At 36.8% G+C, this 15,388-nt stretch carries 12 protein-coding genes and 1 tRNA gene; 8 read left to right on the top strand and 5 right to left on the bottom strand.

The genetic code is table 11. The features are described from left to right. Positions 1 to 173: 173 nt before the first annotated feature. Positions 174 to 1,727 (bottom strand): glycogen/starch/alpha-glucan phosphorylase, encoded by a 1,554-nt coding sequence (locus tag QXK50_01720; GenBank protein ID MEM2007883.1) that lies wholly within the window; start codon positions 1,725 to 1,727, stop codon positions 174 to 176. Positions 1,728 to 1,917: 190 nt separating this feature from the next. On the opposite strand from QXK50_01720, the gene QXK50_01715 reads away from it, so the two are divergent. Continuing rightward, positions 1,918 to 3,120 carry a DUF763 domain-containing protein gene (locus tag QXK50_01715; protein MEM2007882.1) on the top strand — a complete coding sequence of 401 codons (1,203 nt, stop codon included), beginning with the start codon at positions 1,918 to 1,920 and terminating at the stop codon, positions 3,118 to 3,120. Positions 3,121 to 3,259: 139 nt separating this feature from the next. Further along, the gene (locus QXK50_01710; protein MEM2007881.1) at positions 3,260 to 3,970 is read left to right on the top strand and encodes a hypothetical protein; all 711 of its coding nucleotides are present in this window, start codon (positions 3,260 to 3,262) and stop codon (positions 3,968 to 3,970) included. 262 nt (positions 3,971 to 4,232) lie between these two features. On the opposite strand, the gene QXK50_01705 is transcribed toward QXK50_01710, so the two are convergent. Continuing rightward, entirely contained in the window at positions 4,233 to 5,678 is a 1,446-nt protein-coding gene (locus tag QXK50_01705) for an RtcB family protein (protein ID MEM2007880.1), read from the bottom strand. A gap of 217 nt (positions 5,679 to 5,895) precedes the next feature. Between QXK50_01705 and QXK50_01700 the strand changes: the two genes are divergently transcribed. The 3 genes from QXK50_01700 to QXK50_01690 all read left to right on the top strand — a co-directional run bounded on the left by QXK50_01700 (position 5,896) and on the right by QXK50_01690 (position 9,794). Next, a complete protein-coding gene (locus QXK50_01700) occupies positions 5,896 to 8,355 on the top strand; it encodes a valine--tRNA ligase (protein ID MEM2007879.1) in 2,460 nt (819 codons plus the stop codon). 14 nt (positions 8,356 to 8,369) lie between these two features. Then, on the top strand, positions 8,370 to 8,882 hold the full coding sequence (locus tag QXK50_01695; GenBank protein ID MEM2007878.1) for a hypothetical protein: 513 nt from the start codon (positions 8,370 to 8,372) through the stop codon (positions 8,880 to 8,882). A gap of 123 nt (positions 8,883 to 9,005) precedes the next feature. Then, positions 9,006 to 9,794: an HD domain-containing protein gene (locus QXK50_01690; GenBank protein ID MEM2007877.1), complete on the top strand. Its 789-nt coding sequence runs from the start codon at positions 9,006 to 9,008 to the stop codon at positions 9,792 to 9,794. On the opposite strand, the gene QXK50_01685 is transcribed toward QXK50_01690, so the two are convergent. Both QXK50_01685 and QXK50_01680 read right to left on the bottom strand, forming a co-directional pair. Beyond that, a complete protein-coding gene (locus tag QXK50_01685) occupies positions 9,795 to 10,523 on the bottom strand; it encodes a hypothetical protein (protein MEM2007876.1) in 729 nt (242 codons plus the stop codon). A gap of 23 nt (positions 10,524 to 10,546) precedes the next feature. Continuing rightward, positions 10,547 to 12,130 (bottom strand): acyl-CoA carboxylase subunit beta, encoded by a 1,584-nt coding sequence (locus tag QXK50_01680; GenBank protein MEM2007875.1) that lies wholly within the window; start codon positions 12,128 to 12,130, stop codon positions 10,547 to 10,549. A gap of 238 nt (positions 12,131 to 12,368) precedes the next feature. On the opposite strand from QXK50_01680, the gene QXK50_01675 reads away from it, so the two are divergent. The 3 genes from QXK50_01675 to QXK50_01665 all read left to right on the top strand — a co-directional run bounded on the left by QXK50_01675 (position 12,369) and on the right by QXK50_01665 (position 14,586). After that, a complete protein-coding gene (locus QXK50_01675; protein ID MEM2007874.1) occupies positions 12,369 to 12,821 on the top strand; it encodes a biotin/lipoyl-containing protein in 453 nt (150 codons plus the stop codon). 315 nt (positions 12,822 to 13,136) lie between these two features. Next, entirely contained in the window at positions 13,137 to 14,039 is a 903-nt protein-coding gene (locus QXK50_01670; protein MEM2007873.1) for an RNA methyltransferase, read from the top strand. 468 nt (positions 14,040 to 14,507) lie between these two features. Beyond that, positions 14,508 to 14,586 (top strand) — tRNA-Arg (locus QXK50_01665). Positions 14,587 to 14,650: 64 nt separating this feature from the next. Here the strand turns inward: QXK50_01665 and QXK50_01660 are convergent. Beyond that, positions 14,651 to 15,388: hypothetical protein (locus QXK50_01660; GenBank protein MEM2007872.1), on the bottom strand; the 738-nt coding region annotated here is incomplete at its 5' end.

Below are 15,388 nucleotides of genomic sequence, written 5' to 3'. Positions count from 1 at the left end.
CGAGGTGGATTCACTAAGCTAATGTTGCATACATAGACTGTATACGTTGATGTAAATTTGGTCGAGGTTTTTCCAAGCCTATGGTTGAAAAGCCAGAATTATGTGCTTGGTGTTTGGTGTCTTGGTTTAGTATATTCATGGTCTTGTTTATTGTTTGATGTGGTATGTTGTGACTAGACTATTGGTATTTTTACTAGATCTGGATAGTATTCCTTTAGTACTCTATACATACTTGCTCTAGGTACGAAGGATCTTAGAGCTGAAAGTGCTATTCCATAGTATCTCTCGGGTTCTTCTTTAAATATTTTGTATATCTTTATCAGTTTTTCTCTAAGTTCTGAATATTCTCTCTCGTTAATCTCCATAGCTTTCTGACTACCGATCTCTATGGGTTCTCTTATGTCTTCGCCGAATAGCCATCCATTAACGTTATCTACAATAAATTCAAGTACACCACCATCTCTAGAGGCTATAGATGGTACAGCATTTAGTGCGGCCTTCATGTAGCTTGTTCCACATGATTCTAGCCCTGAGAATGGTGTAAAGAGAAGTACGTGGCATGCTGATAGAAGGATTTTTGCTTTAGCGACATCGTAATCGTGGATAAAGACAACATTGGGCATCTCGTTATGCATCTTCCTAAAGATCTTCATATATTCTAGTCCTGATTGATCCTTGAGATGGGCTTTACCTCCAAATATGAAGAGTATTGGCATATCTTTCAACTCTTTAGCTAGCCTTATAGCCATCCACGGCCTTTTGTATTCCGTAATTCTTCTAGCCCATATAACTATGAACTTTCCATCTGTAGATACATCCTTTTTATATCTCTGTAGAAAAGTCTCGAGTTCACAGCATATTTTTTCCTTGAGTTTTACTAATCTATCTATTGAGAGATTTAGGGATTGATATGCTTCTCTTATCTCTTTCCTCATCCACCGCTCAATGTTAACACCATTAGTTACATAGCTTATTTTTTCACTAAAGTGTGGAAATATCTTCAAAAGAACATCGTAGTGTTTAGCTGAAACAGCAAATGCTTGTTGAGAAGCAGCTAATCCTATTTCCGTTAACAGTATATCTGGCTCTATGAATTTGTACCCATATTCTCTCTCAAGAATGTATCTTGGGAAAGATGGGTGACCCCATATACCTGCTGTATGAATTACTAATCTATATTTTCCTGGAATCTTTAGTTGGAGGGGTAGTAATGCTGTATACGCTTCTTGAAGATCTATGTACGCTATATCTTCTAATTCTATATTCCTCTTAATGTATTCAGCAACAGCTTTAGAAAGCAGAATATATTTATATACTCTTTCTTCATTGCCATTCTCGATATATATTCTATCCGTAGCTTTTGCTATCTCCTCAGGCGATAGAACGTTGAAGAATATCGCTTTAGCAGAACCATACCTGTAAACAAGAGCTTCAATACTTACATCTAGTCCCACTACCTTGACACTAAATCTATCTTCAGTAGATAGATTCTTCAAGAATTCCTCCGGTTGTTCTTGAGCTTTTGGCTTGGGTGTACAATCAGAATCGAATTCGTAGTCTACATAACCATGTCTATAGAAGAAGGACATCACGATATAGTTTACGTTTAATCTTGCGGCAGCATAGAACTTATCTCCTTCTAAAACACCTAAACCACCAGCATATGTGTATCCTACATCTAGAGCTAGATCTGGTGTTACACTTATAGCATATCTATCTGAAGCCATATAGTCTACCTACCATACCGAATCACTATTAAGCTTAATATACATCTATGCAGAAACGACTTCCAACCACTAACAACAGGACGACTGCTCTAAGATTTCCCTAATAATTCAAGTACTTTCACAGGTCTCAGTGTTTATAACACCTATAAACATCATGTTTGCTGGACAGTACTGTATAGTGCGTGTAATTATGTATATACATGGTGTTGCAGAACTACCTCTCCACAACGGGCATGTCCCTCCACATCTACTAGAACTCATGAAGAGATTGGGAAGAGCTATAGCTATGTATATAGTCGATGTTTTTGGATCTATAGAACTCGTTAAGAGACTTTCCGACCCATTATGGTTTCAAGCATTTAATAACGTTATAGGTATGGATTGGGATAGTAGTGGATCTACAACAGTTGTTTTATATGTTCTGAAGAGTTTTGCAAATATAGATACGTTTGGTGATATAGGTCTAGCTGTAGTTGGAGGTAAAGGTGTAGATGCCAGAAATTGTGTTAAAGAAATTGAGTATCTAGATAGATTTGATCTAGATGTAGATTACCTAAGGTATGTTAGTAGACTTAGCGCTAAGATAGATAGTGTCGCTCTACAGGATGGATACACACTGTATATACACAGTCTTGTCCTGTCTAGAGAAGGTGCTTGGACAGTTATACAACAAGGTATGGATGTTTCTAAAAGAATGGCTAGAAGATACCATATACATGCAAATAATATATCGTCCGACATCAATCCCCATAGTGGTATCGCATGCAACATGAAATCAAATGTCATTAATCTTATGGATAGAGAATCGTATTCAACAAAAAAGCTTATTCTAGATCTCCTTGATGAGAATCCTAAAAAGATATTGAACTATATAGCGACTGTTAATCGATTACTTAGAAAGGATGCATCTCTTGAACAATGGACCAGCAATAGATCTACAGATATAGAGTTTAGCGGAGAATCGAAGAAGGTGGATTACTTAAAAAATGTTAATCCAATACTATACAGACCTATTACTAATATAAAAAGAATTGAAGATGTTCTAAACCATGTTGTTAAAACATTTACAGAAAACTTTGATTCTCTTCTTCTCCATGTAGGTCCTGAGTTCATACGAGCTCTAGTTCTTGTAGCTGATCTAATATATGGCGAGGTCCCCTCTTTCAGAGATCCTGTGACTCATGCGATAGATCCTTTTGCTTACTCTTTTGCACACGGTGGTAAAGATGGTATACCTTTTCCAGTAAAGTTCGATATAATGAGGAACACTATACAATTTCTAGAAGATGCTATAAATAGTTCTAAACTTGATGGTAAACTCAAAAGAAAGGCACTTGAGAATTTGTATCACTATTGGAGGAAAATAGAAAGAGCTACTCTAAATAAAGACTAAGTAGCTAGAACATTGATGTAATTTACTAGTTATCAATGAACAGTACTCCCTCTCCTTGGTCTAGATAATTATGTGTAGAGTTTATCAACTTAAAAATTTGGTCGTTATCACGTTTCTATAGATACATTAGTGGGGATCTGTGGTAAACTCTAGACATTTGAAGCGTAACGAAAAGATAAAGCTAATGAAGATGCTTAAAGCTCTAAACTACCTCTATAGTTTACGACATCTAGAGACGTTACTTGATATACCTTATCAGAATATCTGGAAATATGTTAATATGATAGCGATACCTAGTGACGAAATAGCTATGGATATCATCACTAAACTCAATAATATGAAGATTATTGATAGAACTATATCAGATATAGTTGATAAGTATAAAGACAATATCTACGGTATAGCCTCTGATATAGGTTTCCTCTCTATATACTCATTAAAGCTAGAGGATATGCTAGAAAACATAGACATAGGCTTAATAATTCCTCTCTCAGAATACGCCATACCTTTTGCATCGATTTTGGCTTGGGAATTAGGTGCAAAACTCTGTATACCGCCATTCAGTAGAAAAATTATAGATACTAAAATTAAAGTTGCATGGTACTACTCGTCACGAAATAATGAACTTGAATTCTTTCTACTTCCAAAAATGTGTATCGATGAAGATGTGGAGATTTTTCTAGTGGATATACTTATAGATGATTTAGAGAAGCTTAAAACAATATCGCTACTGCTAAAGTCTAGCAACATGAAGGTACAAGGAATAGCTACAGTATACATCAGTACTGATTGTCTAGATTTTGCGATAACAAGTATAACGTCCTTGGTATTCTATGTAACCACAATATAGAGCCATATAGATCTGTACATTTATATTACTCTACAACAAGATGTGTAACAAATATCTTGCTGTAGTTATAGCTTATTGAACAAGAGGGCTTAAGACGGAGTAACTTGTTAGAAATCGATGTATAACTCATGTCGAAGAAGCCTGAAAAGAAAGAAGAAAAGAAAGAGGAACAAAAGAAGAAGTAATGTTTTTAGCCCTATTTATTCGAACCTTGTATCACACAATCAATCAATTTTTTGATTATTCTAATCTCTATCATTTATCACCCTTTTATCACAGCTAGTGGTATCAATCTAGCAATAGGTCTAACAATTCCCGCTCTTGTCGCTACATCGATAACCTTATCTACATTCTTATACGCATCTGGAGTTTCTTCAGCAAGTTCTCGCATTGTTGCTGCTCTCACCATAACTCCCTTCCTTTCTAGCATATCCATAACCTCTCTCGGCGATATGGCTCTTGTTGCTGCTGCTCTACTCATCCATCTACCAGCTCCATGAGGTGCAGACCACCAAGTCTCTTTAGCTCTCGATCCCGCTATAGTTATGTAGCTTGCTGTACCCATACTCCCCGGTATAAGAACTATTTGACCAAATTCTCTATGGTCTAGTGGAATCTCTGGATGTCCTGGTGGAAAAGCTCGTGTTGCTCCTTTTCTATGTACAACCAGCTTCACCTTTTTTCCCTCTACTTCGTGTTCTTCTACTTTAGCTATGTTGTGTGCAACATCATATATCAATTCTATGTCTAGCTTCTCAGCCTCGATACCTACAGCACGTGCAAATGATTCTCTAACCCAATGCATTATTATCTGTCTATTAGCCCAAGCATAATTTGCTGCTGCTGCCATAGCCGCAAAATAGTCTTGACCTTCAGGACTATTGAAGGGTACTGCTGCAAGTTCTCTATCTGGAGGATTTATTCCGTATTTCCTCATTGCTCTCTCCATAACCATTAAGTAGTCGCTTGCAACCTGATGTCCAAGTCCTCTAGAACCTGTGTGGACCATTAGTGTTACCTGCCCTTCTTCGAATATCCCTATCTTCTTAGCTATCTCGGGTAGATAGATCTTATCAACAATCTGCACCTCCAAGAAGTGATTACCGCTACCCAAGGTCCCTAGCTGTGGAGCACCCCTCTCTTTAGCCTTCCTACTAACCTTATCTGCATCAGCCCAGTCAAGCCTACCCCTAGACTCTGTATGCTCTATATCTCTCTCCGTACCATACCCCTGTCTATAGGCCCATTGAGCACCCTCTTCTAGAACCTCATCTAGTTGCAACATGGTTAGTCTAAGCTTACCTGTTGCACCAACACCACTTGGAATATTTCTGAATAGATACTCAACAATATCCTTAATTTTGGGCTTGATATCCTTCATGGATAGATTAGTCCTAAGTACACGAACACCACAATTAATATCGTAGCCAACACCTCCAGGACTAACAACACCTTCATCTAACGTGAAGCCCGCCACACCACCTATAGGGAAACCATAGCCTTGGTGTCCATCTGGAAGAGTATAGCTCGCTGCTACTATGCCAGGCAGACAAGAAACATTCGCGGCCTGGTCTAGTGTTGCATCTTCCTTCATTTTATTAAGTAGAAATTCATCAGCATATATTATAGCAGGTACATGCATACACTTCTTGTACTCTTTCGGTATCATCCAAATAACATCGTCTATCTTCTTTAGGGGTGGAACCATATAAATCCCTCTATATCACCACACTATCATCGAAAATTAATAAGTTTATAGCACATCAAACCGAAGTAGCTTCCAGAAGGTTTTCTTTATTAAGCTAGATAAAAGATTTTATCCTTTACACAAGAACTTATATCAGTACTTCACCAGATCCTAAAACTCAGAACATTTGGGACCTGATATATAATTGGTAACCACCTTAATAGTGGTGTATATAAGTATGGAGAACAGTTATCTGCAAAGAAGTTTTGTTCCCAAGATATTGGAAACTAGGTGGAACAAAGATTATGAGCTTCAATTATCTACATTATGGGAAAAAGAAGATCTTTATAAATTTGTCTACGATCCTAGTAAACCTACTCTTGTGATAGATACTCCTCCACCATATATTTCAGGTAAACCACATATAGGTCAAATTGCAAGCTACGTACAGATAGATATGGTTGCTCGCGCATACAGGATGCTGAACTACAATGTCTTAGTACCATTCTATGGAGATAGAAACGGTCTACCTATAGAAGTTTTTGTTGAAAGGACATATAAGATCAATCCTCATGAAGCCTCAAAAACAGTTGAAGGTAGAGAGAAATTCCTTGATCTCTGTAGAAAACATCTAGATGAAGTAGAGAAAGAGTTTATAAACATATGGAGACGATTAGGATGTATTTTCGAATACTGGAGAGAAGGTACTGATAGCGAAGAATACCGAAAAATAACGCAAGAAACATTCATAAAAATGTGGAGAGAGAAACTGATATACGAAGCTGAAAGAGCTGTTATATGGTGCCCCAGATGTAGGACTGCTTTAGCTGAAGCAGAAGTCGAATATAAAGAAGAGATCTCAGAACTATACTACATAGCATTCCCAATAGAAGGTGGAGACACAATAACTATAGCTACAACAAGACCAGAACTACTTGGTGCATGTCTCGTTCTAGCCTATAATCCACATGATGAGAGATACCGGAATTTGAGAAACAGAAAGGCTGTAGTACCGATATATAATCGTACTATTGATATAGTTGAGCACCACTATGTAGATCCCAGATTCGGTACAGGTATCATGATGATCTGTAGCTACGGTGATCAAGCAGATGTAAGGATTGTGCGTGAATTAAACTTGGAACCTAGGATAATAATTGATGAAAATGGCTATATGAACCGTGAAGCCGGGCCTATAGCTGGCCTAAGTGTTCATGAAGCAAGAAAGAGAATTGTAGAACTACTTAATGAGAATGGATACTTGGTCAAGATAGAGACGATTACCAGAGATGTTCCTACTTGTTGGCGGTGTAGTACACCAATAGAATTTATACACACAAGAGAATACTTCTTAAAACAACTTGAATACAGAGATGAGCTGAAAAGTATTGTAGAGAGAATAGAATTCATTCCAGAAGAGTTTAAACAGAGGCTAATTAACTGGATCGATTCGTTGGCTATGGACTGGCCTATATCTAAAACAAGATACTACGCTACAGAGGTACCGGTATGGAAGTGTAGAGCTTGTGAATCTATACTTGTTCCTGAGCCAGGTAGATACTATAGACCTTGGAGAGATCCTCCGCCATGGGATAGCTGTCCAGTATGTAAAGCACCTAAAGAAGAACTTGTTGGTGAAACTAAGGTATTTGATACATGGTTTGATTCCTCTATATCGGTTCTTTATGCCACAGGTAGAACGAAATATCCATATATATTTGATCTCTATATAAAGAATCGGGTTAAGACTCTGAGGCCTCAGGGTTACGAAATCATTAGGACTTGGCTATACTACACGATACTCAGATTATACCTTCTATACAAGAAGCCTGCTTTTGATATCGTTAGAATAAATGGTATGGGGCTCGATGAAAAAGGAGAAGCTATGCACAAAAGTAAAGGTAACGTGCTATACACAGAACCATTTATAGAAAAATACGGTGCTGATGCTATAAGGTATTGGGCAGCTGCTACAGCTAAACTTGGAAGCGACTATAGAGTTTCTGAACAACTTATGAGAACCGGTATACTCTTCGTAGTAAAACTCCTCAATATTGCACGCTTTATATCAATGTTTCCAATAATAGAGCATATCGATGAGCTTTACCCACTTGATCTAGCAATATTAAGCAAACTCAATGAAGTTATAAAAGAGGTGAGAAAAAGTTATGAAAGAACCGATTTCTATACAGCTATCCACACCCTATACCATTTCGTATGGAATATACTAGCTGATCACTATCTAGAGATGGTTAAAGCAAGAGCCTACAATTTTAGCGGATATACAGAAAAAGAACAGAAAAGCGCTTGGTATACGCTACATACATTACTTAAACAAATACTTCTAATGCTTGCTCCCATAATGCCGTTTGTAACCGACTATATATGGAGAAAACTATATGGAACGAAATCAATACACATAGAACTGATTCCACAGCCAGTAGAAACTTATGGTACTAGATATGTTGAGGTTCTGAACAAGATTATAGAGCTAAATAGCGCTATATGGAGATACAAAAAACAGAAGGGTATGAAACTTTCTGAACCTCTAGACAGTATAGTTTATGTACCAGAAGAGTTACTAATATTCGCAAAAGACATAAAAACCCTACATAAGGTTCGCAACGTTAAATCAGGAAAACCGTCTCTAGAAGCATACATAGAGCTTACACCCAGTATATACTTAGTCCATGATTAAGGTTAGCTACAGCTATGATCCAAGCCATAGTTGATATAACTATTGATCCGGATTTCGGCTACACAAAAGCACTTAAAATAGCTAACCAATGTTTTGTCAAGAAACTGTATGGGAATAGCGAAAAAAGAATTCTACATATTTTGCTTCTTGGCGATATAGAAGAAGGTATAAAATGTTTATCCAGTATAAAGGGGTTCTTCAATATCTATTTAAGGCTTGTGGTAAAGATTGCTAAATCGGACGACAGTGTATGGAGGAAGATAGGAATAAAATCTGCCCCCAAGGGTTTGTCTAAAAGATTTGTAGGATATATGGAGATAGAAAACCATGTATGTCTGGTAGAGAAAACAGCTAAAAACGATACATTCTTAGTTAAAGTATTGAAAACAAAAAATCTTCCAGCTATTATTGAACCCTCCGTGTATCTCATTTACGGCGACAGTACCTCTATCTTGAACAGTATATCGACTTATTTGAGGATTCTACAAACCTTTACAGAGAGAGTTAATGAGGTCTTGAAAACGTGATGCTGTACAACTGTATCTCTAACAATGTAAATAACGCTCTACATATGTACATTTTTAGTACATACCTTAAATTTCTATATGTAATATACTATTCGTAATGTTCCATAGATAGAGGTGCTCATTATGGTTACCGTGTCCTCTCAACTCATCTACAAACATGTTGAAACTTCATCTCTTCTAAGATCAGCATTTCGTATGCTTGAAGAAGATGATGAGGTTTTAGAGCTATTGAAGATGAGCAATATTATGGCTGTTACAAGGCTCAGATACAATGATCATGGAATAGTCCATGCAAGGATAGTTGCAGGCGTAGCTTTAGAACTTGTAGATATTCTCATTCGTAACAATATAGAGTTAACTACGATGAGAGATGGAACAACCAGGAATGTAGATGAAGCTAAACTTGTTGTACTATTTGCAGCATATTTTCATGATATAGGTAATGCTATTCATAGAGCTAACCACGAGTTTCTAGGAGCTCTTTTAGCTAAAGACATACTCAATAGGTTATTACCAAAGCTAGGCTTTGTAGATAGAAGGCTTATCGCCATTAGGCAAGAAATTATGCATGCAATATACGCTACAGAATACAGTGTTCGGTGTCTAACAACAGAATGTGGTGTTGTGAAAATTGGTGATGGACTCGATATGGCTGAAGGTAGAGCAAGAGTTCCCTATAAATTAGGTAAACTAGATATGCATGCTGTTTCAGCTATAACTATAAAGAGAGTTGAAGTAGAGCAAGGTACTGAAAAACCAATTAAAATAGTTATGCATATGGATGAATATGCAGGTCTATTTCAGCTTGAAGAAGTTCTGTTACCTAAGGTTAAAACAAGTGGATTGGATAAGTATGTAGAGATCTATATAGCTATTCCCACAAGGTTTACCAAGATATATCCCAGAGAATAATCAGATTATACTGTATATACTCTCTAGGGATGAGAAGCCAATTCTATGAAACAGCACATGATCTAGGTATTCGTATTCTTTGGCTATTCTAAATAACTTGTAGTAGTCTTCTATGACGAATGGTCTGTATCTGTATATGGTAAGTTGTGTAGAAGGTGTTATAACGCAGGATCCAAAGCCTTGGTTAGATAGAATATCAAGTAAAGAGAGTATATCGTTTTTAGAGAAAATCGCTGAATATGTTTTTGGATGAGTGTGGCAAATAAATATTGTGCCGGGAATATATGGTATTACTATGTTCTTTTCTTCACCTTCGAGAACAAGTGTACCGCTAGTCTTACTACCTAGAATTGTTATAAGCATGTATTCTTTGTTTCTATTTATATATGGTTTAAGAAATTTTATTGCTAGCCTCATTAACTCTACGATTAGCGATATATAAACTTCATTGGAGTTAGGATACACATTTTTGCACTCTATCTCTATCGATATGTTGTCCACTTTCTTCTCTAAGCTACATCTCTTATCTAAGTTTGTATACACCTTTACCACATTATCTATTCTATCGGTATATATCCCTTCAATCTTTAGACTTAGACCTGTAGCATCTGCATTAATATCCTCTATCAATTCCTCTATGATATTCTCTACTTCAATCAGTACTTTAGCATACATTAGAATTCTATCTAGATACTCATCTCTAACTATTTCGTGAAATTTTGGAGTCATTCTCTACAAACTCTATAGAAACCCTATAGAGGCATCAATCCATGCTTCTTAGGTGGAATCCTCAACCTAATTTCCCTCTTTGACAACAAGAATTCTAGTGTTTTTGCTATCATCGATCTAGTTATACTAGGCTCTATGACCATATCGATATAACCTCTAGAAGCAGTGTAATAAGGTTTCGCGAGTTTCTCTCTATATTCTTCTGCAAGTTTCTGCAACATCTTCTCTCTTTCACTAGGATCAGTTATAGCGTCAAGCTTCTTGCGCCAAATAACTTCAGCAGCAGCCTCAGGACCCATAACAGCTATTTCTGCTGTAGGCCATGCAAAAACCATGTCTGCTCCAAGATGTTTTGAGCCTAACGCTATGTAGGCACCTCCATAGGCTTTCCTCACGATTACCGTTATCTTAGGTACTGTGGCTTCACTATAGGCATATATTATCTTAGCTCCATGTCTTATGATTCCTCTATGCTCTTGATATGTACCAGGTACAAATCCTGGTACGTCTACGAATGTGATTATCGGTATATTGAATGCATCACAAAATCTTACGAATCTGGCTATCTTATCTGAAGAATCTATATCGAGTGCGCCCATGTAGTACATTGTGTTATTTGCGACTACTCCAACAACATAGCCGTTTACTCGTGCGAAACCAATTATAGCGTTTTTAGCAAACTCTTTTTGAATCTCAAAAAATGATCCTCTGTCTACAACATTTTCTATTATTTCATACATGTTGTAGGGTTTTCTAGTATCTTCAGGCACTATGGTGTCTAGAGATGATGTAACCCTCTCTGGATCATCACCTGTCTCTACTCTTGGCGGCATCTCCATATTATTTGATGGTAGATAGCTCAAGAGCTTTTTAACAAGATATATAGCTTCCTTATCATCTCTAGCAACAAAATGTGCTACACCACTCTTAGACATATGTATCTGAGGTCCTCCAAGCTCTTCTTCTGTTACTTCTTCACCTAAAGCTGCTTTAACAACACGAGGACCTGTAATGAACATGTATGATGTTTTTTCGACCATTATGATGAAATCCATTAAAGCAGGTGAATATACAGCACCTCCAGCACAAGGACCCATGATCACGGCTATTTGTGGAATAACACCAGAAGCAGCTACATTCATATAGAATATGTCTCCATAACCTTTAAGAGAATCTACTCCTTCCTGTATCCTAGCACCACCAGAATCGTTTAGGAAAACTACTGGAACACCTACACTTAAAGCATATTGAAGAGCTTTAACGATTTTTGAAGCATGCATTTCTCCTACAGATCCACCTATTACTGTAAAGTCTTGTGCAATACCTACAACATATCTACCATCAACTTTACCAAATGCTGTAACAACACCATCACCAGGAACCTTCTTTTTATCCATATCGAATTCTGTAGCTCTAGACATAACAAACATGTCTATCTCTATATAGCTTCCACTATCAAACAGTAGATCAAGTCTTTCTCTTGCTGTAAGCTTTCCCTGGGAATGCTGTTTCTCTATAGCTTCATGTCCACCACCAATTCTAGCTCTGCTGACCATTTCTCTAAGCTCTTGAATTTCTCTACGTATACCTTCCTGAGTTAAGCTCATTACTAATACCTTCCAGATAATGGTGGAGAGCAACTATTTAAGACTTTTGAAGAGTATCCATATTACGTTATGCATCTCTTAATGATTGACATATGGAGTAGGGAGCTGCATGTAGGTATCCAAGGATACGGGTTCCTAAGGATCCATAGAAGATGTAACACTATGTGCATAGGTTTTTGAACAGCTATATTAAATCTTATATATCTCTCCGGAATTCATCACTAAGTAGGTACTGGTAATGGGGACAAAGCTCACCGTTATTATCAATAATAAAAAGTATGAGGTAGAGGTATATGAGAAAGAGAAGGATACCTATGTAGCTAGAATTGGGAATAGAGAATACGTGATTCATGTAACTAAAGAGCTACTTAGTGGTACAGCAAGAGATAGTGGTATAGCAAGAGAAATTGCAGAAAAATCGGATATTATAGCTACTGAATCTATACCTCAGCAAACTTTAAACAATTTAGAGGCAGATGGTATGGTTATTCGTAGCGATATACCTGGGAGACTCGTGAAGCTTCTTGTTAATGAAGGTGATACTGTTGGCCAAGGTCAGTCTATAGCGATTATAGAGTCTATGAAGATGGTAATAGAGCTGAAAAGTCCCTTTAACGGTAAGATAAAGAAGATATTAACGAAAGAGAAAAGCTTCATTGATATTGGTCAACCTATTGCCATAATAGGTTAGTGGATAAAGAGCATTGGTATATTTTCTCTATACCATGGGATTCCTGTACCCCCTGCGGAGATCTCGTGATCATTATCACCTTATGGATCATATTCACACGAGTCTGGCCACAGGGGGCATTAACTGTATTTTGTATAACTCTTTATTAACGTTGTTAGTATTTATGCTATGTAGATAATGTTGAAATTCTCAGGTATCCCAGCACACATCATTTCGTTACATATTCAGTGCATGAAGGGATCATCATCTAGACCTACATCACTAATAGATATCTATAAGCGGTAGCAAGTTTATAGATTTTCAGGTTGTAGATAGATGAAGATAGATGAAGTAGATGTGTATAGAAGGTACATGAGGCCTCTTAGAACAAAACCATTCATATCTATAGCTATACCAGCATCAGTGGTATCAGATGCAAAGACTCTACGTGAACAGACACTAAAGGTAGGATCTATAGGTAGAGCTGCTGCAATATTTCGTGTCGAAAATATATTCATATACAGAGATCCAGATACAGATGCTGATCACGTGAAATTTATTCAAAGCATACTCAACTATATGGAGGTTCCACCATATATGAAGAAAATCGTTGTACCAATTACTCAAGAACTAAGGTATGTAGGACTTTTACCTCCACTTAAAACACCACACCATGTTCCTCCAGAGATATTTGATACACAATATCGTGAGGGTATCGTTATTAGTAGATCAGAGAGTAAATGCTTAATTGAGCTTGGTCTAGATAAGAAAGGTGTAATGAGAGGTAGATGCCCTAGTGTAAATACCCGGGTTACTGTAGAGATAGTTCATGAAGATGGTAGATATTATTATGTAGAGATTGTTGATAGAGAGTCTCTAGATATTTACTGGGGATATAGGGTGCAGAGCATAAGTTCTTTGAAAGAAATGCTTGATCTTGTGTATAAGAATGGTTATCTAATTATTGTAGCATCAAAGAAGGGTAAACCGTTATACTATTTAGAGAACTATATTGTAGATGATTTTAGAAATAAACATAATGTGTTAGTAGTCTTTGGAGGACCTTACCTAGATGTAGACGAGATAGCAATAAATGAGGGTATAGATATCGATAAGTATGCTAACTATATCGTTAACTTTGTACCTAGACAAGGAGTCGAAAATATAAGAACAGAAGAAGCCATAGTAGCTACCCTCTCAATACTTAATTACATTAAAGAGAAATATATCAATAAGTAGAGATCTAACTTGTTTAACCACATCACTACAAGTAATCAAGATATTATAAACAATAGAGATTGTCTACATACCTTATGATTATTAAGGCCAGAACAAACCCCAACTAATACGCTATTACAAAATAGCTAGTAACAAACTACATAACACATATAAGAAGTCAAAATATTTAAGCCACACAACAAAAAACATAGATGATGATGTAAGGCCTGCTGCTTCTGAACAAATGATGTAAGAACCCGAGACTGAAACAAATAATCAAAATTCAGATCAATTACCAGAATACACAAGATACCGTAATCGAGAAATGAACCATAATAACAATCTTCATCTATTGCATCTCCAATCTATGAAATACCTAAAGCTATATAGCCAGCTCTAATCAATTATAAATTCAAGTAACATCCTTAATCTATAAACAAAGTTATAATATTAATCAAGATCTAAAAACCTCAGATACAGACATCTAAAGGGCCCGTAGCTCAGCCAGGAATAGAGCGCCGGCCTTCGGAGCCGGTGGTCAGGGGTTCAAATCCCCTCGGGCCCGCCACATATTTAAATATTTTTGTTTGTTATGGTAAGTTACGGTTATTAATTGATATATTGTATATTACTTACAGTTTTTCTATTTCTTTTCCATATATAAGCTTAATGCCGTGACGTCTACATTCTTCTTCAAGAAATTCTGCAACATCTTTAGGTATATTCTCTACAGCTAGTATAGCCATAAAGACTTTTCTGTTGAATATAGGTTCTGCAAACTTTATGTCTTCTAGAAGTTTGTTGAGTTCTTTTCTAGCGTTTTCGATGCTATCTATATATGTTGTTACTTCTCCTACGACTAGAGGATCTTTGTTGAATATATCTACTTCTCTTTCTATGTCTTTAAACGATAGAACTACCTCAACTCTAACGTCGATCTTATCCTCTGGTATACCACTAGATCTAAGGATTTCTTCAACAAATGTAGCTGTATAGTGATCAAGAGTAACACCAACAGCTTTAGCAAGAGAACTCATACCTTTCTCTAATCTATCAATACGTTTCTCTAGACTAGTTAAACGTTTATCAAACATTATGAAATCTTTTCTCAAGTCTCTAACTTCTTCCCAAAGCCTATTCTGATTCTCCCAAAGCTTAGAAACCTCCTCCCTCAAAGCCTTAACTTCTTCCCAAAGCCTATTCTGATTCTCCCAAAGCTTAGAAACCTCCTCCCTCAAAGCCTTAACTTCTTCCCAAAGCCTATTCTGATTCTCCCAAAGCTTAGAAACCTCCTCCCTCAAAGCCTTAACTTCTTCCCAAAGCCTATTCTGATTCTCCCAAAGCTTAGAAACCTCCTCCCTCAAAGCCTT

Source organism: Ignisphaera sp. (genome assembly GCA_038831005.1).
GTDB lineage: Archaea > Thermoproteota > Thermoprotei_A > Sulfolobales > Ignisphaeraceae > Ignisphaera.
Note: the sequence above shows the minus strand (reverse complement) of the source record. Positions and strands in the feature narration are given on the sequence as shown.